This is a genomic window from Ramlibacter sp. (assembly GCF_036676645.1).
GTDB lineage: Bacteria > Pseudomonadota > Gammaproteobacteria > Burkholderiales > Burkholderiaceae_C > Ramlibacter.
Map to the genome: position 1 here is coordinate 207030 of NZ_JAKFCM010000104.1, position 21493 is coordinate 228522.

Below are 21493 nucleotides of genomic sequence, written 5' to 3' on the forward strand. Positions count from 1 at the left end.
GCTGTCACGCCAGCCATCAACAAATCGAATAGGCACTCACTGCGTGACCTCAGTTGCCCGCGCAAGCAGCCAGTCTGAGAAAAGCTTCATCGGCCTCGTGACCGGTTCGTTCTTCGGCGAGACAAGGTGGTATCCCTCCTTCCAGCCAATCCTGGTGTCGACAGCGCAGGTCAGTAGCCCCTGTCGAATCAGGTCCGCCACCAGAACGTCCACTCCAAGCGCTACACCCTGGCCAGCCAAGGTGCTGCGGATCACGATTTCATAGCTGTTGAAGTAAATCCGGTTGCGCGTGCAGGCCTCGGCCTCTGCCGCGTGCGCCAGCCACTGGGTCCAGCCGATTCCGAAGGACCCGGCGATTTCCGGCTCCCGGTCCAGTAGCGTGTGTGTCACCAGGTCCTGCACAGAGCCGATGCGTCCGTGCTCCTGCAGATAGGCAGGACTGCACACCGGGAAGACGGTAGGCTGAAGCAGCGGCTTGACCCGCAGATGCGGCCACTCGCCATCACCGAAGCGGACAGCCACGCGCAGGCCTTCCCGAGCCGGGTCACCTGGCCATGAAAGCGCTGCGCGACGTCGGATTGGCCGATGCGGCTGGCCAACTCGCAGGCACACTGTCGCTTGGAAACCAGAGGCGGCTCGAAATCGCGCGGGCCATCGTCTCACGCCCGCGCGTGGTGCTGCTGGACGAGCCCGTGTCGGGCGTGAGCGAGGAAGAACTCAAGGGTATTTCGGACCTGCTGATCGGGCTGAATTCGGCCACGGGCGCGACGTTGCTCATCGTGGAACACAACATGTCGAGGCTGCACGGGCGAGCGGAATCCGGCTGCACCTCATACGCGGTTGCCTGCCCACGGTGGAAGGCGATCTGCAAGAGCGTTTGGGCCACCGGCTGGCGCGCATCATCGACCCGGAAGATCGCATCATGCAGGCGCTGGAGCGCGACGTCGCCCGCTATCACGACCCGCGGCCGCTGTCGCGCCTGACGATGTCGCTCGGCCCCACGACCCCCACCTATGCCAGGCCCGACGTGATGAAGGGCATTGCGGCGATCGCGAAGGGGGGCGGGCTGGGCCTGCACACCCATTTCCACCCTCGTCCGGGCGAGCGTGAACTGGTGCGACAGCTGCTGGGAATGACACCGATGGAGTTCCTGGGCGAGATGGGGTGGCTGCACGAGCGGACCTTCCTGGCGCACTGCACGCAGCTGGACGACGAGGAGATCACGCAGTTCGCATGGCATGGGGTGGCGGTCGTTCATTGCCCGCACACCATCCTTCGCCTCGGCTACCCGATGACGCGAATCGCGCAGTTGCGGCGAGCCCAGGTGCGCATCGGTCTCGGGGTGGATGGATCGGCGAGCAACGACGGCGGCAGCTTCATCGGCGAGATGCGTCTCGCGCTGCTGCTGCACCGCGTCAATGGCGACTGCCGCGATGACCCCGAGAGCGACTGGATGCTTCCCGACGAAGTCCTGTACATGGCCACGCGGCAGGCTGCCGGAATCCTCGGGCGCAGCGACATCGGGCATCTCGCTCCCGGAATGGCTGCCGACCTGAACGCGTTCGACCTGGAGCGTGTCGCGCGTGCCGGCGCCACGGACCCGTTGGGGGCGGTGCTCTTCGCCGGCAATGATGGGCCGGCAAGCCTCACGATGGTGGGCGGGCGCGTGCTCGTCCGCCAGGGCGATCTGGCGATTGCCGATGAGCGCGAGATCTCGAGGGCCGCGAATGTCCGCGCGGCGGGATTGCTCGAGCGGTCGTCGAAGCAGAGCTGAGCTTCAAGAAGGACATCCTCCCGCGCGCTGCGTCACCCTCTCAATTGATCGCCAGCTGAAGTTCGAGCTGGCGCACCATGGCAAGCAGCCGCGGCGCGATGTCCTTCTCGATGCGCTCCTTGCTGGGTCGCGGCCCCGACATGACGCAGTTGAATGCAAGAGGCTCGTCGAAGGGACCCACTCGCATCGGGGTGGCTACCGAATACAGGCCCCGCACGAACTCGTCGGCGACGACGTAGTAGCCCTTCTGCGCAATCGACTTGCGGGCCCGTTCCACGCGAGGCAGCCCGGAAGCGTAAGCGGTGGAATCGGCGACCTTCAGCCGGTTCAGCGCTGCGGTGCGCGCCGCCTCGGGCATGCCGCTGAGCAGCGCCGGTCCGATCGCGCCGACCAGAAGGGGCCGGGAGGCGCCGATGTCCGGCCGCGTCACGTGCGTCTCGTCGAAACGAACGCTTTCCACGAACACCACGGACGTCCGGTCCAGCGTGGCCAGGTTGACATTGGCCTTGGCATAGGTGGCCAGCGCGTGCATGGCGGGCCGCACCACCTGGCGAATCGGCAGGCGCGACAGCAGCGGGTAGTTGAGCGAGAGCAAGCCCCAGCCGAGGCGGTACTTGCGCATGGACTGGACCCGCGCCAGGTACCCCAGTTCTTCCAGGGTGGACGTGATTCGTGAGACGGTGGCCTTGGGCAACCCCGTGCGCTGCGCGATGTCCGTCAGCCCCAGGAATGGATCGGACGGCGTGAAGCAACGCAGGATGTCGAAGGCACGCGAGATCGCCACACCGAAATCGCGCCCTCGATCGTCCGCTCGGACGCTCCGCCGACTCTGCTGCATGGCTGGATTCTAGGGCGCGCAAAAGTCCGCAGAGCGGAACAAGGGTCCGCAGAACGTGCCGCGCTCCCTATGATGACCCCGTCCCCCTGGAGCGCCGCGTCGCCGGCGCGGGAATCGATCGATCACTCTTGCAGGAGATGTTCCCATGGCCCACGTGCCACTCTTGAGCGCATTGCTTCGCTGCACCGCGGCTTGTCTGATTGCGGCGTCTCCGGCAGCCGTTGGAGCCCAGGAGCAGTTTCCGCAGCGACCGATTCGCGTCGTGGTTCCATACCCGGCCGGCGGCGTGGCCGACGTGATGACGCGCATCGTCGTGGACAAGCTCAAGCCGGCCCTCAAGGTTGCCATGACCGTCGAGAACAAGCCGGGTGGCGGAGGCGTGATCGGCACTGATGCCGTGATCCAGGCGCCCCCGGACGGCTACACCTGGCTGGTCGGCTCGACCAGCAACGCCTCCAACATGACGTTCATGAAGGGCAACCGCCAGGACGTCCTGCGCGATTTGCTGCCCGTGGCACTGTACGGCTCGGGGGTCAATGCGTTCGCAGTGCCTCCCGGTTCGCCGGTGACCAGCGTGCAGGAGTACGTGGCGCTGGCCAGAAAGCAGCCCGGCACCCTGTTGTACGGCAGCGGCGGCGTCGGCTCCAGCCAGTTCCTCGGTTTCGAACTGCTGAAGAAAGCGAGCGGCATCAAGGTCGACCCGGTTCATTACAAGGGCGCTCCGCCGATCCTTGCGGACCTGGCCGAGGGGCGGCTCTCGGCCTCCTTCGTCCCGGCCACGGTGGCGAGCAGCCTGGCTCAGAGCGGGCGCATCAAGATCCTGGCGGTTGCCAGCAAGGACCGGCTCCCGGGTCTTCCGTCCACGCCCACGATGGCGGAGGCGGGCTACCCGGATGCCGGCGTGTCGCCATGGTTCGCCATCATGGTCCCGGCCCGGACGCCGAAGAACATCGTCGAACGCCTGGAAAGGGAAATCGGGCAGGTCATGGCGGCTCCCGATGTACGGGAGCGCCTCCTGACGCTGGGGGCGGCGCCGACGTTCCTCGGCGCCGCCGACACCGAGGCCATGATCCGCAAGGAAATCCAGACCTGGCGATCGCTCGCGCAATCCATCGGGTTCAAGGCGGATTGAGATGGGCCCGCTTCATGGTCTCAAGATCGTCGAGCTGGCCGGCATCGGCCCGGGGCCGTTCGCGGCCATGCTGTTGGCCGACCTCGGTGCCACGGTGCTGCGCATCGAGCGCACCGAGCCAGCCGATCTCGGCATCCCGCGACCGGCGCACCTGAACCCGCTGCTGCGCAACCGGGAGCGGCTGGCCCTGGACCTGAAGCAGCCGCAGGCCGTCCGGCAGGTCCTTCAGTTGCTGGAGACCGCCGACGGATTGATCGAAGGATTCAGGCCGGGGGTTGCCGAACGCCTGGGCCTGGGGCCCGATGCCTGCCTGCGCGCCAACCCGAAACTCGTCTATGGGCGGGTCACGGGGTGGGGGCAGACCGGGCCGCTGGCGAATGCAGCCGGCCACGATCTCAACTACATCGCCTTGACCGGCGCGCTGCACGCGATCGGACGGGCGGGCCAGCCCCCTTCGATCCCGCTCGCGCTGGTCGGTGATTTCGGTGGCGGAGCGCTCTACCTGGCCTTCGGCATGCTGGCGGCGATGATGGCCGTGCGCGCGGGCGGTGAAGGCCAGGTGGTCGACGCCGCCATCGTCGATGGCGCCGCCTCGCTGGCAACCACCTTCTTCGGCCTGAAGGCGGCCGGGCTGTGGAACACCGAGCGGGGCACCAACATCCTCGATTCCGGCGCACCCTTCTACGAAGTCTACGAATGCCGCGACGGCAAGTGGATCTCCGTCAGTGCCATCGAAAAGCGATTCTTTCGCGAGCTGCTGCAGAAGCTCGACCTGGATCCGCAAGCCGTGGGCGAGCAGTACGACCGGGCAGCGTGGCCTCGGGCCAAGGAGCTGCTGGCGCAACGCTTCCGGCAGCGCACCCAGCGCGAGTGGTGCGAGCTGCTCGAGGGCTCGGACGCATGCTTCGCGCCGGTGCTGACGTTCGACGAGGCGCCCGCGCATCCCCACGTGCAATCGCGAGGCGTGCTGATCGACGTCGCCGGGGTCGTGCAACCGGCCCCGGCGCCGCGCTTCAGCCGGACCGTCCCGCCGCAGCCGCGTGCTCCTGAAGCCGAAGCCAGCCGCGATTTCGCCGAGGCCTATTCACGCTGGACAGGCGGCTGAGCTTGCTGCTTCCGAATCACACCGCCAACCGGTACGAACACCGCGAGTTGCATTGAATGCCACTTCCTGAAGATAGACAGCCCCACGATTCGAGCCGGCCCCCGGTCCTGAGCGGCGTTCGCATCCTCGACATGGCCACGTTCCTGGCCGCGCCGTTCGCTGCGACGCTGTGCGCAGACCTCGGAGCCGAAGTCGTCAAGCTCGAGCTGCCGTCAGGCGTGGACCCGCTGCGCTCATTGGCACCGGTCAAGGGCGACCTCCCGATCCATTCAAAGGTGAGCAACCGCGGCAAGCTGGGGATCACGCTCGACGTGAGGAAACCCGACGGGCGCGCGGTGTTCCTGCGACTGCTGCCCTCGTTCGACGTGCTGGTCGAGAACTTCCGGACGGGGACTCTGGACTCCTGGGGGCTGGATCTGAGAACCTTGCATGCAGCCAACCCTCGCCTGATCGTCCTGCGCGTGACGGGCTTCGGCCAGACGGGCCCGTATGCACGGCGCCCCGGTTTTGCACGGATCTTCGAGGCGATGAGCGGGTTCGCGAACCTGATCGGCGAGCCGGACGGCAGTCCGCAGCACATGAACTACGCGCTCGGGGACATGATCGCGGGCCTCTTCGGTGCGTTCTCGATCACCGCCGCCCTGGTCGAACACAGCCGCTGCCCGCAGGCACCGGGCCGGGAGATCGACCTGTCGGCCACGGAGGCCATGCTGCGACTGCTGGAGACCTTGCCTGCCGAGTTCGAGCAACTGGGCATCGTCCGGCAGCGCTCGGGCGCCCGCGCGACCTACACCGCGCCTTCGAATATCTACAAGACAGCCGACGGGACCTGGGTGACGATCGTTGCCTCGTCGGACGCGATCTTCAGGCGGATCTGCTGCGCGATGGAGCGTCAGGACCTGCTCCAGGATCCCCGATTCGCTACGCTCCAGCTGCGAGTGGAACACTTGCAGGCCATCGACTCGGAGGTGGCGGCATGGTGCGCCAGCCAGCCATTCGACGCCATAGCCCGGGGGCTCGCGCAGAACGAAGTGCCGTTCAACAAGGTGAACTCGATCGCCGATGTTTTCGAGGAGCCACAGTTCCGCGCACGAAACGCGATCGTCCGCATGGAGGACCCAGACCTCGGCAGCCTGCCGGCGCCTTGTGTCGTCCCGCGCTACTCGGGAAGCGCTTGCGCCGTGCCTCGCAGTGGCCCCGGTGTCGGGGAACACACCGAGTACGTGCTGGAGCGCCTGGGAATTCCGAGGGCTGAGCTGGACCAACTCCGCGCAGTCGGCGCGATATGACGATCGGCGGAGTGCGATTCAAGCGGATGGCGCGTGTTTCCACAGCCTCGGGCAAATTGCGGACCTCGATTCGCCCCGGTGCTCGATGGCCGGTCTCTCAGTACCTTCGGCGGTCTACAATCAGGAATTCTCGTCCAGAAAAAGAGACATGCCGGAGGGTTCACGCACTTCGATCGACTACGTTGCCATCGGACAGCGTCTCCGTGCCTATCGGATCGGGGCTTCGCTGCTGGCGGAAGATATCGCCGAGCGGATGGGCATCTCGCGGGCGGTCGTCTACCGGCTCGAGAAGGGAGAGATCGTCAAGATCGAGACGCTCGAGCGCCTGGCGGAGCTCCTTGGGACATCTCTGGCCTCCCTGCTGGGGGTGGAGCATGAGTACTACACCAGCGCACTGGGATTGTTCGAGCGCTATCGGCAGCTCGAGGAGACCTCCGACCGGATCATTGCCCACTTCGAGCCTCTTTCGCTGCTGCTGACCACGCCCGATTATCTGCGCCACTTGCGCGCGATGCTCGCCGAGATGTTGCCCGTGAAGGGGGAGGAGGGCCGGCTGCAAGAGATCGAAAACTTCATCGAAATCATGGCCGAGCGCAAGGCGGCTTTCGAGAGACGCAGGCCGCATCTGATCTGCCTGGTGGGCATTCGGGAACTGGAACGATTCGTGCGCGTCGGCATGGCTGGCCGCGTGAAGCTGCCCCGCAATATCCGTGGGCGCCGGATCGCGGCTGCGCGGGCCGAGGTGGAACATATTGCCGAACTGATGGAAATCGACGACTTCCACGCGCAGATCGGTCTGATCGACGACGCCATGCCGGCGTCCACATCCCAGGTCTTCTCGAGCGCCGAGCGGAAGGTTCTGGCGATCAGCCCGTTCCGCTTGGGAGAACTGCCGAACATGCACAACGGCATCGCCATGGTGACTTCGTCGCCCGAGGCCGTTCGTCTCTATGAGGCCATGATCGGACGGCTCTGGCGGAACGCGAAGAAGGGGGCCGCGGGCGCGCAGGTGATCCGCGAGATGCTTTCGCGCACCGGGGACGACACCACCCACTGAACTCCTGTTGCACGGGTACCGGGACCCATGCCGGTCGATGCCGCTCTTTGCTTGTCAAGTCTCAAAAAGTAGATTAGCATCAAAAAACTAGAACTGATCGCAAAACCTTGTTGAGTCGGCATTCTGCCAGCGCACCTGTCATGGGCGGCGCGGCGCCGAATCAGGGCGCCGATCACGTGTCCCGAGTAGTTCACGTAGGAACAGGTATGAGACTTGGCGGAAGGGTGGCGGTAGTCACCGGGGCAAGCAGGGGATTGGGCCGCGCCATCGCGCTGGCCTTTGCGCAGGAGGGTGCCACGGTCGCGGTGTGCTACCGCTCAGGCGAGCAGGAAGCTGCGGAGGTGGTCGGTCGCATCACGGCGGCTGGCGGGAGTGCCATGGCGGTTCAAGTCGATACGGCTTCGCGCCCTTCCCTGGAGGCCATGGCCGGGCGGGTGGTAGACCGCTTCGGTCGGCTGGACATTCTGGTCAACAACGCGGGCGTCATGAACACGACTGCATTCCTTGATCTGACGGACGGGGAGTGGGATCGCGTGCTCGATACCAACCTGAAGGGGTACTTTCGCGCGGCGCAGGTCTGCGCGCGCGAGATGATGAAGCGCTCGTACGGCCGCATCGTCAACGTGAGTTCGACCCGGCAGGTGCAGGCCAATTACGGCAACACCGCGTACTGCGCGTCCAAGGGCGGGATCTACATGCTGAACCGCACGATGGCAGCCGAACTCGCTCCTCACGGAATCTGCGTCAACAGCATCGCGCCCGGCACCATCGAAACCGACCTGAATCGCAGCTACCTGAGCGATCCGGCGTTTCTCGCGAAACGGGTCTCCGAGATCCCGATTGGCCGGCTGGGCGAACCGGACGAAGTCGTCGGCGCGACGATCTTCCTTGCGTCGGAGCAGGCCTCGTTCTGCGTCGGCGCCTCGATCATGATCGACGGCGGCCAGACACTGATTTGAGCATCCACAGGCAACGGACAGAAAAGAGCAGATGATGTCGATGAGCAAAGATCAACCCGTGGCCGTGCTTGGCGGCGGCAATGGTGGCTGCGCCCTGGCGGCGGACCTGGGTGCCCGCGGGCACGCGGTCCACCTCTACGAGCACCCGGACTTCGCGCAAGGCATCCGGGCCATCCTCGGCCGCCGAGTGATCCGCATGTCAGGCGCCCTGGGAGAGAAGGAAGTTGCCGTCCGCCTGGTCACGACGGACCTGGAGGCAGCAATCGCCGGGGTGGATTTGATCAACGTGGTGGTTCCCTCCACTGGGCAGGAACCGTTTCTCTCGGCGCTCGCGCGGCTGGTCCGGCCATCGCAGACGGTGGTCATCTGGGCCGGGCGCTTCGGCGCGCTCGAACTGCTGAGGCTCATTCGCGCGCAGTCGCCGGGCGGAAAGCTGCCGCTGATCGTGGAGGTCGACACCCTTCCGTACGGCGCGCGCAAGCCCGCGCCGGACAGCGTGCGCATCCTCTATACATCGACCCGCCTGATCGCGGGCGCGATACCGGCCGCCCGCAGCGAGGAAGCGGCGGACCTGCTGCGCCGCTTCTTCCCCGAAGCGCGGGCCGTGGCCAACGTGCTGGCGGCCGCATTCTGCAACCCGGCGCTGGTGGTCTATGGCATCGGCGCACTGCTGAATGCAGCACGCATCGAGCACATGAAAGGCGAGTTCTTCCTGTTTTCGGAAGGCATCACTCCTGCGGTGGCTGCGGTCATGCGCGGGGCTTACGGGGAAATGATGCAGGTGGCGAAAGCCTATGACTGCGAAATCCCGAGCTTCCCGTCCGAGGCATTCGATGGCCCGCTCAGCCTGGAAGGGGCCTGTTTCGAGTCGCCGCAGGGAGCCGCCGGTTTCGCTGCGATGGATGGCCCGCGGGACGTCCGAGGGCGCTACATGATGGAAAACATCGGCGACGCGCTGGCTCCGATAGCTGAACTCGGAGCGAAGGCAGGCGTGCAGACCCCCCTGCTGGATGCGATCGTCACGCTTGGATCAACCGTCTGTGGCGTCGACTTCCGCGCGAAGGGGCGGAACCTGGCCAGACTGGGAATCGGTCAAGCCAGCGTGCGCGAGATCGTTCAACTCATCAGTCAGTAAAGCCTGCTCATGCTCATCCTCACGCGCACGGACGTGGAACGCGTCCTCACCATGTCCATGGCCATCGAAGGCTGTCGCCGCGCTTATGTCGCCGTCTCGCAGAAGCAGGCCACGGTGCCGGAGCGGCATGCCGTCCACGTGCCCGAATGCGACGGCGACATGCTGGTCATGTCGGGCTACTTGCCCGGCTTCCCTTCACTCGGGCTCAAGGTCGTTTCCACGTTCACGGGAAACCGGCAGTTCAATCTGCCCAGCACGCAGGGTGCGATCATCCTGCTCGATCCGCGTACGGGGACGCCGGAGGTGTTGATGGACGGCAGCCTCATTACCGCAGTGCGCACTGGCGCGGGCAGCGGGATGGCCACGGCCCTCCTGGCACGCGAGGACGCCGACTCCGTGGCGATCCTTGGCACAGGCGGCATGGCCTGGGACCAGTACCAGGCCATGCGTACGGTCCGTCCCGTGCGTCGCGCTTACGTGTGGAACCGCACCCGCGAGCGCGCCGTGGAATTCGCGGACCGCCTTGCCCGTGCGCACCCGGAGGTCGCCGTCGAAGTGACGGATACACCGGACGACGCGGTCGCGCATTCACTGCTGGTCTGCGCGGCGACTGCGAGCCCCGAGCCGGTGGTCCATGGCGCAGTCCTGCAGCAGGGCGCGCACGTGAACCTCACGGGTGCACACCGTCCCGAGTGGCGCGAGATCGACTCCGCCGGCGTGTTGCGCGCCCAGGTCCGCTCGGTCGATTCGCTCACCTCCGGGGTGAGGCCGGGAGACTATTCGATGCCGATACACGCCGGGGAAATCCGGCTGGAGCAGATCGAGGAAATCGGGGCGATTGCCACGGATCCGGGCAAGGGGCGGCGTTCCGCCGATGCGATCACGCTTTTCAAGTCAGTCGGCCTTGCGGCGCAGGATCTTGCGGTTGCGGTTCAGGTGCGTGAGGCGGCACGAGCCGCCGGGCTTGGCATCGAAGTCGATCTTTAAGGAGCACAGGAATGTACGGCTGGAGAGCACGCGTTGGCCTGATTCTGCCAATGGACAACACCGTGATGGAGCCCGAGTGCTACTCGCTCGGCCTCGAAGGTGTCAGCTACCACGGTGTCCGGATGGACACCATCGAACGCGCGCAGATGCCGGTCCGCGGCGTGGCGCTGAGCGAGCAATTCATCGAAATGGGCGTGGATGCAGTGGGTTACGCGTGCGCCGAAACCAGCTTCCTCAAGGGCGTCGATGGAAACGCGTACATCAAGGAGCAAATCCAGAAGACATGTTCGCTGCCTGCGGTGACGGCGAGCGGTGTCATGGTCGAGGCTCTCCAGGCACTCGGGGCGGACAGCGTGGCGCTCGTCACGCCCTATCCGCAAACGAGTGCGGACGCGATGCAGGCGTTCCTGGAGCGCCAGGGCTTCCGGGTGGCCAGCAGCGTGAGGCGCGATTTCAACGAGGAGTACAAGGACAAGCGGGACTGGTACCACACGAACTTGCAGCCTGCGAACGTGGCCTATCGCATGGCTCGGCAAGCGTGGGTGCCCGAAGCGAAGGCGGTGTTCATCGCGGCGACGAATTTCAGGACGATGGAAATCATTCCCCGGCTGGAGGACGACCTGGGCTGCCCCGTGGTCTCCACCAACCAGGCGATGCTGTGGTCCATGTTCCGGACCCTGGGAGTGAAGGAACCGGCCTCCAGGCTGGGCAGCCTGTTCGATCGCGAATGACGTCAATAGCGCTTGCCGCGAATGAACCTGTCCTGCCTGCGGCCGGTGGCCGAAAGAATCTTTGACGAGACGCGCGCGCTCGCGTTCGACGGCGTGGGCATTACGCGCGACAGCTACGGTGCGGGCGAGAGTGCGGCCGCGAGCTATCTCGGCAAGCTGGCCGAAGCCGAAGGGCTGGCTGTGCGCGCGGACCGGGCAGGGAACCTGGTGTTCAGCCTGACCGAGACACCGTCCGATGCCCCTGTCGCGTGGGTAGGCTCGCATATCGATTCGGTGCCGCGCGGCGGCAATTACGACGGGCTCGCAGGGGTGGTGGCGGGTCTGCTCTGCCTGCTGGAGCGAAAGCGCCGCGGCTCGCACGGCAGCTTGCCCATCGAAGTGGTAGCGTTCCGCGGCGAGGAAAGTGCGTGGTTCGGCAAGGCTTACATGGGCTCGGGCGCCTTGCTCGGGAAGCTGAGCGAAGCGGATCTCCTGCTGACGCATCGGTCCACCGGAGAATCGCTGGCCGATTGCATGCGCCGCTGCGGCGCGGACGTGGAGGCGATCCGGGCGCAGGAGGTCCTGGTGGACACGTCGCGGATCCGCGCCTACCTCGAACTGCACATCGAACAGGGTCCGGTCATGGTCGCGCGCGAACTTCCCGTGGCGGTCGTTTCGGCCATCCGTGGCAACGTCCGGCACAACCACGTCGTGTGCGCCGGCGATGCGCAGCACTCCGGGGTGGTGCCCCGGTGGTTGCGTCGAGACGCCATGTTCGCCGTCGCCGATCTGGTCATGCGGCTGGATGACCACTGGCGTTCGCTGCTGGAGCGAGGGACGGATCTGGTGGTCACCACCGGTGTCGTCGCCACCGATCCGGCGGAGCACTCGATCTCGCGAATCCCCGGAAAGGTGTCTTTCAGCCTTGAAGCACGGAGCAAGAGCAGCGACACGCTGGAGGCCTTCTATCAGGTGATCCGTGCGGAATGCAACGCGATCGAGCGCCAGCGGGGCGTCCAGTTCGAATTCGACAGGCGACTTCTCAGCGAGCCGGCCACCATGGATCGGGAACTCTGCGCGAAGCTGGCCCGCGCCTGCGAAGCAACGGGAGCGGCGCATGCCTTGCTGCCGAGCGGAGCGGGCCACGACGCATCCTTGTTCGCGAATGCCGGAATACCGAGCGGAATGCTGTTCGTGCGAAATGCCAACGGGTCGCACAACCCGCACGAGGCAATGGAGATCGGAGATTTCATGCTGGGCGTCGAAGCGCTCGCCAACACGCTGGAACGGCTCGACTGAGCTGGAACATATGCGACAGACCATTACCTTGCGACGGCCGGACGACTGGCATCTGCATCTGCGTGACGGTGCCATGCTGAACGTCGTCCTGCCGTACTCGGCCAGGCAGTTTGCCCGGGCGATCGTCATGCCGAACCTGCAGCCGCCGGTCACCACCGCGGGCCACGCCGTGGCCTACCGGAACCGGATCCTGGCCGCGCTGCCGCCGGGCGCTCAGTTCGAGCCTCTGATGACCGCCTACCTCTGCGATGCCACCGAACCCTCCGACATCCGGCGCGGCTACGAAGAGCGGATCCTCGCCGCCGTGAAGCTGTACCCCGCGGGGGCGACGACACACTCGGAACACGGCGTCACCTCGATGGCCCGGGTGGCGCGGACGCTCGAAACGATGCAGGAGCTTGGCATGCCCCTGCTCTTGCACGGGGAGAGCACCGACCCCGCAGTGGACATTTTCGATCGTGAAGCGGTCTTCATCGAGAAAACGCTGCAGCCGCTCCTGCGTGACTTCCCCCGTCTCAAGGTCGTGCTCGAGCACATCACCACCGAAGAAGCGGCTGACTTCGTGGCAGGGGAGCGCAGCGGCCGGCTTGCCGCAACGGTCACCCCGCAGCACCTGATCTTCAACCGCAACGCACTCTTCATGGGTGGGCTGCGGCCACACCAGTACTGCCTGCCCGTGCTGAAGCGCGAGCGGCACCGCCTTGCGCTGCGGCGGTTGGCCACCTCGGGATTTGAGCGGATCTTCATCGGCACTGACTCGGCGCCGCACATTCGCAGGCTGAAGGAAGCCGCCTGCGGCTGTGCGGGTGTGTTCAATGCCCCGGTTGCGCTGGAGAGCTACCTGATGGTCTTTGAAGAGGAATCCGCACTCGACCGGTTCGAAGGCTTCGCCAGTGTCAACGGGGCGCGCTTCTACGGGTTGCCGCTCAACGAAGAGCGGATCACGTTCGAGCGCCGCGAGGCTTCCGGGCCCGGCGAGGTGCAAATGCCGACCGGCGACAGCGTGAAGGTGTTCCTCGACGGGGCTGTACTGCCCTGGACCCTTCTTGACACGGCTGAAGACCGGTCATGAGCCCTCAGGCCGGATCTGCCATCGAAGTGGCACGCATGCTTCTGGACGCCGGATGCGTTTCCGGGCGCCGTGGTGAGCCCTTCCGCCTTCCGTCCGGCTGGGCAAGCCCCGTGTACATGGACTGCCGGCGTCTCACCGCCTTCCCCCGGATTCGCCGGGACCTGATCCGCCGCGCCATCGAATTGCTGCGCGGACGCGCAGCTCTGATTGGAGTCGAATGCGTGGTCGGCTGCGAAGTGAGCGGCATCCCCATTGCAGCGTGGCTCGCAGAGGAACTCGACCTGCCGATGCAGATCATCCGCAAGCGGGCACGCGGAAGCGAGCGCACCGAAGGCCCTTCGCTGAGAGGCAAACGGGTTCTGTTGGTGGACGATCTGATGGCCGCAGGTGTCACGAAGGTCGACTTCATTGCCGCACTCCAGGGCTCCGGCGCCGAGGTCCGGGACGTGTTCGTGATCTTCGATTACGGCACCTTCAACGCAGATGAAGTCCTGGAGGCGCTCGGCGTGCGGACCAACGCGCTGGCCAGCTGGGCCGACGTGCTCGCTGCCGCCCGTAGCTCGTGCTCGCTGGACGACGAAGCGCAACGCGAACTCGAGCATTTTCTTGCCGGACCCCGCCGCTGGTCTCTCGAGCATGGTGGCAAAGGTTCTTATTGAGCACTGAAGTGGAGCAGACGTCATGAGTTTCCCAGACCTGGTGCGCAGATTCGAACAGGCGCCGTCCGCGACGGATTCGTTCAAGTTTTTCTACCGCGAGTCGTTCGAGTTGATGAACTCGGACCCTGAGAACGCGGCGCTTCTGTTCATCGTGGGCAGCATCGCCAAGGCATTCGTGCGGAAGTACGAAGACCAGGAGTTGAGCCCAGAGTTCGTGGACGCGGCGAAGCGATTGATGCTCCGCATGAGCCACAAGGCCCTGCACGCGATGGCGGACACCCCGGCCGTACGGCTGCGGGCAGCGGGTGAGATCGCCACCGAGTACGAGTGGAAGATCACTTCCTTCTAGAACCCACGGGGGAACACCTTGTCCCGCTTCACTCGGAAAGCGGCGGAGCCGCACGCAGTCCCTGCCATTTGCGGCCACGTTCCCGACTTCTATGCGTTGCTGAACCTCGACTCGGGCGCGAGCGATGGGGCCATACGCAAGGCCATCGCGAGCGCGCGCTCGTGCCTTTGCCAGGCCAGCTGGCGGACGCTCTGGGTGCGAGTGGGCGGAATCTCGGCTGATCTCCTCGAGGAGGCCGAAAGTGTGCTGACCGACGCCAGGAAGCGCGCTGCCTACGATCGTCGGCTCGATCACTACAAGGATTGTTGCCGGATCCAGCAGCCGTTCTGGTGACCTGCACGCACAAGGCACGCCGTTGGACAAGCGGAGTCCATTCGACCGGCCGTCTTTTTTTTGGCTGACCTAGGGTTTACGACTGGGTCGTTCAGTTGCCGTCTGTATAAAAATAAAAACGGGTCTCAAAAATGGCAACGCGATCCCCAACCTAACTATGGAATACGGAGCTCTGCATGATGTTCAAGTCCGCTGATTTTTCCCCCTGGATCCAGGCTGCACGCTGGGTTGTCCGCCGCGCGCGCCGGGCGGTCCAGCGCGCCGGGAGCGTCCCCTCGTCCTTTCCGAAGGAGGGCAGTGCGCCGCTGGTTTCGCTCTTGCGCTCGCGGATAGCGGTCGGCCTGCTGCCGCTGCTGGCTCTGGGCGCCATGCCCACCACCGCTTTCGCGCAGAAGGTGATCAAGATCGCCGTGTCGCCGGCCAAGGCCTCGCCGTTCGGCGTGGCGATCGATGGCTTTTGCAAGAGCCTGGAGGAGAAGGCCGGGCAGCGTTACAAGTGTCAGACCTTCTATTCCGGCGCGCTTGGCGGTGACCGCGAGATCCTCGAAGGCCTGCAGCTGGGCACGATCGAGATGACCTTCACCTCGACCGGTGCCACGACCAACTTCGTGCCCGAGATCCGGATCTTCGACATTCCCTACCTGTTTCGCGACTACTCGCATGCGCGCGCGGTGCTGGATGGCCCGATCGGCCGGTCCTACCTGGAAAAGTTCCGTACGCGCGGCCTGGTCGGGCTGGCCTGGGGCGACAACGGCTTTCGCCATCTGACCAATAGCAAGCGGCCCGTGGCATCGCCGCAGGACGCCAAGGGCCTGAAGATCCGCACGCAGGAGAATCCGTTGCACATCCAGGCCTTCCGCGCCTTCGGATTGAATCCGACCCCGATGGCATTCCCTGAGCTCTATGGGGCCCTGCAGCAGGGCACCGTCGATGGGCAGGAGAACCCGATCTCGCTGATCCTCACGTCCAAGTTCTACCAGGTCCAGAAGCACCTGAGCTTGACGGGCCACGCTTACGCCCCTGGCATCCTGGTTGCCGGCCAGAAGTTCTTCGATGCTCTTCCTGCCGCCGACAAAGCACTGTTCATGGAAGCCGCCAAGGCCGGCATCGCGGCCAATCGTGCCCAGGTCGACCTGGATGAGAAGAACGGCATTGCCTACCTCAAGGAGCAGGGCGTGGCGGTTGTCGAGAAGGTCGACCGCGCGGCGTTCGAAGCGGCGCTGAAGCCCGCGTACGCGACTTTCGAGGCCCAGTTCGGTCGCGACAACATCCAGAAGATCAAGGACGTGCACTGATCCCATGCACGACACTGCACAAGAGGTTGAAAGCCCACCATTGCCCGTGGCGGCGACGCGCCGGGCAACCGGCGGTGTGGCGCCTCGGCCGCTGTTCGTCCGGGCCAACGAATGGATGCTGGGCGCGATCCTTGCGGTGATGGCGGCGCTGCAGTTCACCAACGTGGTCGTGCGGTACTTCACCGACGACTCGGTCGCCTGGGCGGAGGAGGTCTCGCGCCACCTCATGATCTGGCTGGTGTTCCTGGGCCTGGGCAGCGCGTCGCGTATCGGCCTGCACATGGCCATCGACAACCTGCATCGCGCCGTGCCGCTGGCGCTCGCCCGGGCGATCCGCCTGGGCATCATCGCCCTGCTGGCCGCGACCTGCGCGGTGCTGGTCTACCAGGGGTGGGCCTACATGGCCCGCGCGGGGCAGCAGACCACGCCGGTCACGCAGATCCCGTTCTCCTACGTGTATGCGGCGTTGCCTGTTGGCTTCGCGCTGATGCTGCTGCACCTGCTGGCGATGAGCCCACGCTACGTGGGCAGCGGCGCCTTCGATATTTCCGAGGACGTGGCGCCTTCGGATGCGAACGCGCTCTGAGTTTCACGTCATGACCACCATACTGGCCATTGCCTCCATCGTCCTGCTGGCCCTCGGCGTACCGGTCGCCTTTTCACTGCTGGTTGGCTCGCTCCTCGCCGTAGCCCTGGGCAGCGCGTTCCCCCTGCTCGTGCCGATCAAGGAGATGTTCACCGGCCTGGACAGCTTCCCGCTGATGGCGGTGCCGTTCTTCATCCTCGCGGCGGAACTGATGACCGGCGGAGCTCTGACCGAGGTTCTGCTGCGCTTTGCCTCGCAGTTCGTCGCGCATCTACGCGGCGGCCTCGGCTACACCAACATCTTCGGCCTGACGCTGTTCTCCGGGATATCGGGGTCGGCCCTGGCCGATGCGGCAGGGCCGGGCAGCGTGATGATCCGCATGATGGAGCAGACCGGCTACCGGAAGTCCTATGCGGGTGCCCTAACGGCCTCCATCGCGGTGATCGGCCCGATCATCCCGCCGTCGATCATCATGGTCCTGTATGCGCTGCAGGATGAGCGCGTATCCGTCGGAGCGCTGTTCGTCGCCGGCTTCGTCCCGGGCATCCTGATCGCGGGCGCCATGTGCGCGGTTCACTGGTTGCATGCGCGAGACCGAAAGGTCGGAGATGACGGTCAGCGCGCCGGTTGGCGCGACGGCCTGTCCAACACGATCAAGGCAGTGCCTGCACTCGCGCTGATCGTGCTGATCCTCGGCGGAATGCGCGCCGGCATCTTCACGCCCACGGAAGCGTCGGTCGTTGCGGTGTTCTATGCCTGGTTTTGCGGCACCTTCGTCTATCGAACCCTGCGCGCGGGCCAGATTCCAGGCATCCTGGTGCGATCGGCACTGCTGACCGTGTCCGTGCTCACCGTCATCTCCGCCTCGGCCGCATTCGCCTGGATCCTGACCATCGAGGCCGTGCCGCAGCAGCTCTCGAACTGGATCATCGGCCAGGACATGAGCGCCTGGACTTTCCTCATCACGGTCAATGTCCTGCTGCTGCTGTTCGGCATCTTCATCGAGCCGACGCCCGGCGTCGTCGTGCTGGTGCCGATCCTGGCGCCCGCCGCCGCCGCACTGGGCATCGACCCGATCCATTTTGCGATGGTGGTGATCATCAACCTGACGCTTGGCATGCTGACACCGCCGGTGGGCGGGCTTCTGTTCGTGGTCAGCGCCACCGCGCGTGTCCCGATCTCGGAGCTGAGCTGGCGGGTGCTGCCCTTCGTGGCGGCCCACCTGCTGGTCCTCGGCCTGATCACCGCCGTCCCGGCCTTGTCGACCGCTCTGCCACGATGGCTGGGCATGTAAGCCTTGCACCCTGAGAAAGGTCGAGAGGCACACCCATTTGGAGGTCTCAACGATATGCACAGTACCAAGCTTGTTTACTTCGTACCGCTGATAGATGTCACCTGGGCATCGTTCGCGCCGCTGGATGAGTCGCGTGGTTTTCCGACAGGGCCGCTTTCGATGGAGCTGTGCCTGCAAGAGGCGCAGCGATCCGCCGAGTTCATGCACGAAACCACGGGCGGCCGCTTTGTGTATGCGTTGCATACGGGCACCTATTGCAGAACCGGCTTCTACGATGAGCCGTTCATGTCAGTCTGGCAAGCAGCCGCGCGCAAGGGCGCGGAGTTCGTCGTGCATCCGCACGAAGAAATTGCGGGCAAGGGGACGCGCTATGGCGACATCGTCCACATGCGGCAAGTGACCACCGACGCCATAGCGCGCTTGCGCGAGGCTGGCATCGAGCCTGTTGGCTACCGCGGCGGGCACTATGGCTACGCGGCATTCATGACTGGTCTGCTGGCGGAGTTGGGCCTGCCCATGGATTTTTCAGCTGCACCTGGTTTCGATCGGCCGGACTGGGAGGCCGCATGGAAGGAAGCGCCGTTCAGTGCCTACTACCCTGCGGCCGACGATCCATGTCGCGCCGTCAAGAATGGCCCGGTACTGGAGATTCCGCTAGGTGCTGACGGCAAAGGTAGCAGCAACGAGAACCTGTTGTACCTCGACTTCGAGGGCGCAGACATCGATTCGCTTGCAGCCATCTGGGATTCGGTGGTCGATCGCGCGCGGGAATCCGGTCAACCGCAGTTCATTCACACCCTGTACCACACCATTTCGATGAGCTCGGCTGGGATGCGCGACAGGTTCCAGCGCTTCGTCGATTACGCTTGCGGTCATGGCGGGGCCATGGTTCGGCCCAGCGAATTGCTTGAGAAGTTCAGAGAAGTTGGGCAATCGTAGGAGCGGGTCACACCTTTCCCACCGCTGCCGTCGACGGCCGGCCGCGCATCGCGCTTGTTGTCTCACGCCGCTCTGATGCATCAGGCACTGCAACTCGCATGCGTCTGGTCGCTCGCCGCGAAGGATCGGCACTTGTGCATCCTGCCGCTGTTCCACACGGCGGGGCTCGGCTTGTCATTGGGGGTTCAGGTGGTCGGTGGGACGAGTGTGCTCATGTCCCGATTCGATGCGTCGGCGGCAGCCCGAGTCATCGATGAGTACGGCGTGAGCTGCTTTGCCAGCTTTTCGCCCATCCTCACAGGCATTCTCGATGCGGCCGATGCACAGGGTGCCGGTCTCGGAAGCCTTCGGGCCCTGACCGGGGCTGATCCGGTGGCGCCCGGCCGCGCGAACTCGTCCAGCCTCTTGCTGCGGTAGCCCTGGCTCGGGAGGCCCGCGCCCCGGCGGCACCGCGCCCGACGCGAGCCCGGCCGTACCTTGACTTCTGGCGTTCGCCAACTACGGTTGGTGCCCCGATCCCCGCAGGAGATGCGCCATGGAGAGCGTGCGACCCGATCCGACCTTCCATCCATCGCCCCGCCTCGCGATGCAGGCGGAGCCGGAACACATCGCCTACACGGCCCTGCTGTCGCCCGACCGTTCGCGACCCGACGCGCTCGCCGTCGTCGACGTGGACGAGCAATCGGCCAGCTACGGCACCGTGCTGAACCGGGTCGAGCTGCCCCACCGCGGCGACGAGTTGCACCACTTCGGGTGGAACGCATGCAGCTCGGCGCTATCGCCGATGTCGTGCAGCGCGTTCGTCCAGCGGCGCTACCTGCTCGTGCCGGGCATGCGATCCTCGCGGATGTACGTGTTCGACACCCAGCCGGACCCGCGCCAGCCCAGGCTGGTCAAGACCATCGAGCCGGATGAGATCCTGAGCAAGACCGGCTACTCGCGTCCGCATACGGTGCACTGCGGCCCCGAAGGCATCTACGTCAGCACGCTCGGCGGCGGCGGCACCGACGGCACGCTCGGCCCGCCGGGCATCTTCCTGATGGACTGCCAGACCTTCGAGGTGCTGGGCCGCTGGGAGATCGACCGCGGGCCGCAGAAGCTGCACTACGATTTCTGGTGGAACCTGCCGCGCGACTACATGGTGTCGAGCGAGTGGGGCTTGCCGCCGCAGTTCGAGAACGGCCTCGTGCCCGAGGACCTGCTCGGCAACAAGTACGGCCACCAGCTGCACTTCTGGGCGCTGCGCGAGCGCCGGCACGTGCAGACGATCGACCTGGGCGCCAACCACCAGATGGCGCTGGAGATCCGGCCGGCGCACGATCCCAGCCGCGACTACGGCTTCGTCGGCGTGGTCGTGGACACCACCAACCTGGAGGCGTCGATCTGGACCTGGTGGCGCGAAGGCGGGACCTTCCACGCGCGCAAGACGGCGACCGTGCCGCCGGAACCGTCCGACCCCGCAGGGCTGCCGGACCTGCTCAAGGGCTTCGGCGCCGTGCCGCCGCTGATCAGCGACATCGACCTGTCCCTGGACGACCGCTTCCTGTACGTGGCCTGCTGGGGCACGGGCGAGCTGCGGCAGTACGACGTCACCGACCCGCTGAAGCCGGCCTTGGCCGGCAGCGTGCGCCTGGGCGGCATCGCGGCGCACGCGCCGCACCCCAGCGGCCGTGCCTTCGGCGGCGGCCCGCAGATGACCGAGATCAGCCGGGACGGCCGCCGCGTGTTCTTCACCAACTCGCTGTACAGCAGCTGGGATCGCCAGTTCTACCCGGAAGGCATCCCGGGCGCGCAGGTCATGTGCAGGACCGGGCCGCAGGGCGGGCTCGAACTCGATCCGGCGTTCTACGTGGCGTTCGGTGACGGCTATGGCGCGCACCAGGTCCGCCTGCAGGGCGGCGACTGCTCGACCGATTCCTTCTGCTACCCCTCGGCTTGAGCAGCACCTCGGCGCTCTGGCTCGCCGTCGTCGCGCTCGGCCTCTACCACGGGCTCAACCCGGCGATGGGCTGGCCCCTGGCCGTCGCGAACGGACTCGCGCAGAAGCGTGATGGCGCCGTCTTCGCGACTTTGCTGCCGCTGGGCGGCGGCCACCTGGCCGCCATGTCGGTCGCGCTGTTGCCATTCGCCTGGCTGGCAGGCTACGTGGCGTGGAGCCGCCCGATCCAGCTGGCGGCGGGCGGCCTGGTCCTGCTCTTCGGGGCCTACCGCCTGGTGCGGCCACGGCACCCCCGCGCGCTGGCGCGCATCCCGCCCACGCAATTGGCGTGGTGGTCCTTCTGGATGGCCACGGCCCACGGCGCCGGGCTCATGCTGCTGCCGTTCGCGCTCGGGCTGTGCCAGCCGGCCGCGGCCGGGGGCGGGGCGGCGGCCCATGCGACGGTGATGGGCGCCATGGCGGCGTCCAACGTCGCCACCGCCCTGTCCGTCGCGGCCGTGCACACCGCGGCGATGCTGCTGGCCGGCCTGTCCATCGCATGGGCCGTCTACCGGTACCTGGGGCTGAAATTCCTGGCGCGGACGTGGCTGAACCTGGACGCGGCCTGGGCGGCCAGCCTCGTCCTGGCCGGTGCGGCCGGGATCGTTTCGGCGGCCTGAAGCCGATCTCTCTCTCGGCCGGCTTGGTGCCCCGCCGAGCGTAGGCCGGCCTGCGGCGGGGCGTCACTAGGTAGAAACACCAG

The 21493-nt window shown here is 65.9% G+C and carries 24 protein-coding genes; 22 read left to right on the top strand and 2 right to left on the bottom strand.

The window, feature by feature from the left end; translation table 11 throughout:
* Positions 1-36: 36 nt before the first annotated feature.
* Positions 37-522, bottom strand: coding sequence for a LysR substrate-binding domain-containing protein (locus V6M57_RS16220; protein ID WP_332816034.1), 486 nt, complete (start codon positions 520-522; stop codon positions 37-39).
* Between the two features lie 32 nt (positions 523-554).
* Here V6M57_RS16220 and V6M57_RS16225 point away from each other — a divergent pair, with 32 nt between their 5' ends.
* Both V6M57_RS16225 and V6M57_RS16230 read left to right on the top strand, forming a co-directional pair.
* Positions 555-983 (top strand): ATP-binding cassette domain-containing protein, encoded by a 429-nt coding sequence (locus V6M57_RS16225; protein ID WP_332816035.1) that lies wholly within the window; start codon positions 555-557, stop codon positions 981-983.
* Complete coding sequence (locus V6M57_RS16230; RefSeq protein ID WP_332816036.1) at positions 923-1774, top strand: amidohydrolase family protein; 852 nt, start codon at positions 923-925, stop codon at positions 1772-1774. Before V6M57_RS16225 ends, V6M57_RS16230 begins: the two co-directional genes overlap by 61 nt.
* Positions 1775-1814: 40 nt before the next feature.
* Here the strand turns inward: V6M57_RS16230 and V6M57_RS16235 are convergent, their stop codons facing one another.
* Positions 1815-2558 carry an IclR family transcriptional regulator gene (locus V6M57_RS16235; protein WP_332816037.1) on the bottom strand — a complete coding sequence of 248 codons (744 nt, stop codon included), beginning with the start codon at positions 2556-2558 and terminating at the stop codon, positions 1815-1817.
* A 199-nt stretch (positions 2559-2757) separates the two neighbouring features.
* On the opposite strand from V6M57_RS16235, the gene V6M57_RS16240 reads away from it, so the two are divergent.
* The 20 genes from V6M57_RS16240 to V6M57_RS16335 all read left to right on the top strand — a co-directional run bounded on the left by V6M57_RS16240 (position 2758) and on the right by V6M57_RS16335 (position 21410).
* Positions 2758-3744, top strand: coding sequence for a Bug family tripartite tricarboxylate transporter substrate binding protein (locus V6M57_RS16240; RefSeq protein WP_332816038.1), 987 nt, complete (start codon positions 2758-2760; stop codon positions 3742-3744).
* 1 nt (position 3745) lies between these two features.
* Positions 3746-4849, top strand: coding sequence for a CaiB/BaiF CoA transferase family protein (locus V6M57_RS16245; protein WP_332816039.1), 1104 nt, complete (start codon positions 3746-3748; stop codon positions 4847-4849).
* A gap of 56 nt (positions 4850-4905) precedes the next feature.
* Positions 4906-6138: a CaiB/BaiF CoA transferase family protein gene (locus V6M57_RS16250; protein WP_332816040.1), complete on the top strand. Its 1233-nt coding sequence runs from the start codon at positions 4906-4908 to the stop codon at positions 6136-6138.
* Positions 6139-6286: 148 nt separating this feature from the next.
* Positions 6287-7195 (top strand): helix-turn-helix domain-containing protein, encoded by a 909-nt coding sequence (locus V6M57_RS16255; protein ID WP_332816041.1) that lies wholly within the window; start codon positions 6287-6289, stop codon positions 7193-7195.
* Between the two features lie 206 nt (positions 7196-7401).
* Positions 7402-8154: an SDR family NAD(P)-dependent oxidoreductase gene (locus V6M57_RS16260; RefSeq protein ID WP_332816042.1), complete on the top strand. Its 753-nt coding sequence runs from the start codon at positions 7402-7404 to the stop codon at positions 8152-8154.
* Positions 8155-8188: 34 nt separating this feature from the next.
* Positions 8189-9289 carry an NAD/NADP octopine/nopaline dehydrogenase family protein gene (locus tag V6M57_RS16265; RefSeq protein WP_332816043.1) on the top strand — a complete coding sequence of 367 codons (1101 nt, stop codon included), beginning with the start codon at positions 8189-8191 and terminating at the stop codon, positions 9287-9289.
* Positions 9290-9298: 9 nt separating this feature from the next.
* Entirely contained in the window at positions 9299-10276 is a 978-nt protein-coding gene (locus V6M57_RS16270; protein WP_332816044.1) for an ornithine cyclodeaminase family protein, read from the top strand.
* Between the two features lie 50 nt (positions 10277-10326).
* A complete protein-coding gene (locus V6M57_RS16275) occupies positions 10327-11007 on the top strand; it encodes a maleate cis-trans isomerase family protein (protein WP_332816045.1) in 681 nt (226 codons plus the stop codon).
* A 21-nt stretch (positions 11008-11028) separates the two neighbouring features.
* A complete protein-coding gene (locus V6M57_RS16280) occupies positions 11029-12285 on the top strand; it encodes a hydantoinase/carbamoylase family amidase (protein ID WP_332816046.1) in 1257 nt (418 codons plus the stop codon).
* Positions 12286-12295: 10 nt separating this feature from the next.
* Positions 12296-13357, top strand: coding sequence for a dihydroorotase (gene pyrC, locus V6M57_RS16285; RefSeq protein ID WP_332816047.1), 1062 nt, complete (start codon positions 12296-12298; stop codon positions 13355-13357).
* Positions 13358-13392: 35 nt separating this feature from the next.
* The gene (locus V6M57_RS16290; protein WP_332816048.1) at positions 13393-14016 is read left to right on the top strand and encodes an orotate phosphoribosyltransferase; all 624 of its coding nucleotides are present in this window, start codon (positions 13393-13395) and stop codon (positions 14014-14016) included.
* 22 nt (positions 14017-14038) lie between these two features.
* Positions 14039-14365, top strand: coding sequence for a hypothetical protein (locus V6M57_RS16295; protein WP_332816049.1), 327 nt, complete (start codon positions 14039-14041; stop codon positions 14363-14365).
* A gap of 18 nt (positions 14366-14383) precedes the next feature.
* Positions 14384-14698 carry a hypothetical protein gene (locus V6M57_RS16300; protein WP_332816050.1) on the top strand — a complete coding sequence of 105 codons (315 nt, stop codon included), beginning with the start codon at positions 14384-14386 and terminating at the stop codon, positions 14696-14698.
* 368 nt (positions 14699-15066) lie between these two features.
* The gene (locus V6M57_RS16305) at positions 15067-15993 is read left to right on the top strand and encodes a TRAP transporter substrate-binding protein (protein WP_332816133.1); all 927 of its coding nucleotides are present in this window, start codon (positions 15067-15069) and stop codon (positions 15991-15993) included.
* A gap of 76 nt (positions 15994-16069) precedes the next feature.
* On the top strand, positions 16070-16579 hold the full coding sequence (locus V6M57_RS16310) for a TRAP transporter small permease (protein ID WP_332816051.1): 510 nt from the start codon (positions 16070-16072) through the stop codon (positions 16577-16579).
* A 10-nt stretch (positions 16580-16589) separates the two neighbouring features.
* Positions 16590-17873, top strand: coding sequence for a TRAP transporter large permease (locus V6M57_RS16315; RefSeq protein WP_332816052.1), 1284 nt, complete (start codon positions 16590-16592; stop codon positions 17871-17873).
* A gap of 54 nt (positions 17874-17927) precedes the next feature.
* Positions 17928-18812, top strand: a complete 885-nt coding sequence (locus tag V6M57_RS16320) for a hypothetical protein (protein ID WP_332816053.1) — start codon at positions 17928-17930, stop codon at positions 18810-18812.
* A gap of 57 nt (positions 18813-18869) precedes the next feature.
* Positions 18870-19229 carry an AMP-binding protein gene (locus tag V6M57_RS16325; protein WP_332816134.1) on the top strand — a complete coding sequence of 120 codons (360 nt, stop codon included), beginning with the start codon at positions 18870-18872 and terminating at the stop codon, positions 19227-19229.
* A 118-nt stretch (positions 19230-19347) separates the two neighbouring features.
* Entirely contained in the window at positions 19348-20751 is a 1404-nt protein-coding gene (locus V6M57_RS16330) for a selenium-binding protein SBP56-related protein (protein WP_332816054.1), read from the top strand.
* A complete protein-coding gene (locus V6M57_RS16335) occupies positions 20748-21410 on the top strand; it encodes a hypothetical protein (RefSeq protein WP_332816055.1) in 663 nt (220 codons plus the stop codon). Before V6M57_RS16330 ends, V6M57_RS16335 begins: the two co-directional genes overlap by 4 nt.
* Positions 21411-21493 lie beyond the last annotated feature (83 nt).

Excerpts from the sequence above, each read along its gene's own strand:
- V6M57_RS16315 (WP_332816052.1), top strand. The coding sequence starts at position 16,590 with ATGACCACCATACTGGCCATTGCCTCCATCGTCCTGCTGGCCCTCGGC.
- V6M57_RS16265 (WP_332816043.1), top strand. The coding sequence starts at position 8,189 with ATGTCGATGAGCAAAGATCAACCCGTGGCCGTGCTTGGCGGCGGCAAT.
- V6M57_RS16245 (WP_332816039.1), top strand. The coding sequence starts at position 3,746 with ATGGGCCCGCTTCATGGTCTCAAGATCGTCGAGCTGGCCGGCATCGGC.
- V6M57_RS16240 (WP_332816038.1), top strand. The coding sequence starts at position 2,758 with ATGGCCCACGTGCCACTCTTGAGCGCATTGCTTCGCTGCACCGCGGCT.
- V6M57_RS16330 (WP_332816054.1), top strand. The coding sequence starts at position 19,348 with ATGGAGAGCGTGCGACCCGATCCGACCTTCCATCCATCGCCCCGCCTC.
- V6M57_RS16260 (WP_332816042.1), top strand. The coding sequence starts at position 7,402 with ATGAGACTTGGCGGAAGGGTGGCGGTAGTCACCGGGGCAAGCAGGGGA.
- pyrC (WP_332816047.1), top strand. The coding sequence starts at position 12,296 with ATGCGACAGACCATTACCTTGCGACGGCCGGACGACTGGCATCTGCAT.
- V6M57_RS16320 (WP_332816053.1), top strand. The coding sequence starts at position 17,928 with ATGCACAGTACCAAGCTTGTTTACTTCGTACCGCTGATAGATGTCACC.
- V6M57_RS16280 (WP_332816046.1), top strand. The coding sequence starts at position 11,029 with ATGAACCTGTCCTGCCTGCGGCCGGTGGCCGAAAGAATCTTTGACGAG.
- V6M57_RS16305 (WP_332816133.1), top strand. The coding sequence starts at position 15,067 with ATGCCCACCACCGCTTTCGCGCAGAAGGTGATCAAGATCGCCGTGTCG.
- V6M57_RS16225 (WP_332816035.1), top strand. The coding sequence starts at position 555 with ATGAAAGCGCTGCGCGACGTCGGATTGGCCGATGCGGCTGGCCAACTC.
- V6M57_RS16295 (WP_332816049.1), top strand. The coding sequence starts at position 14,039 with ATGAGTTTCCCAGACCTGGTGCGCAGATTCGAACAGGCGCCGTCCGCG.
- V6M57_RS16290 (WP_332816048.1), top strand. The coding sequence starts at position 13,393 with ATGCTTCTGGACGCCGGATGCGTTTCCGGGCGCCGTGGTGAGCCCTTC.
- V6M57_RS16270 (WP_332816044.1), top strand. The coding sequence starts at position 9,299 with ATGCTCATCCTCACGCGCACGGACGTGGAACGCGTCCTCACCATGTCC.
- V6M57_RS16230 (WP_332816036.1), top strand. The coding sequence starts at position 923 with ATGCAGGCGCTGGAGCGCGACGTCGCCCGCTATCACGACCCGCGGCCG.
- V6M57_RS16255 (WP_332816041.1), top strand. The coding sequence starts at position 6,287 with ATGCCGGAGGGTTCACGCACTTCGATCGACTACGTTGCCATCGGACAG.
- V6M57_RS16275 (WP_332816045.1), top strand. The coding sequence starts at position 10,327 with ATGGACAACACCGTGATGGAGCCCGAGTGCTACTCGCTCGGCCTCGAA.
- V6M57_RS16250 (WP_332816040.1), top strand. The coding sequence starts at position 4,906 with ATGCCACTTCCTGAAGATAGACAGCCCCACGATTCGAGCCGGCCCCCG.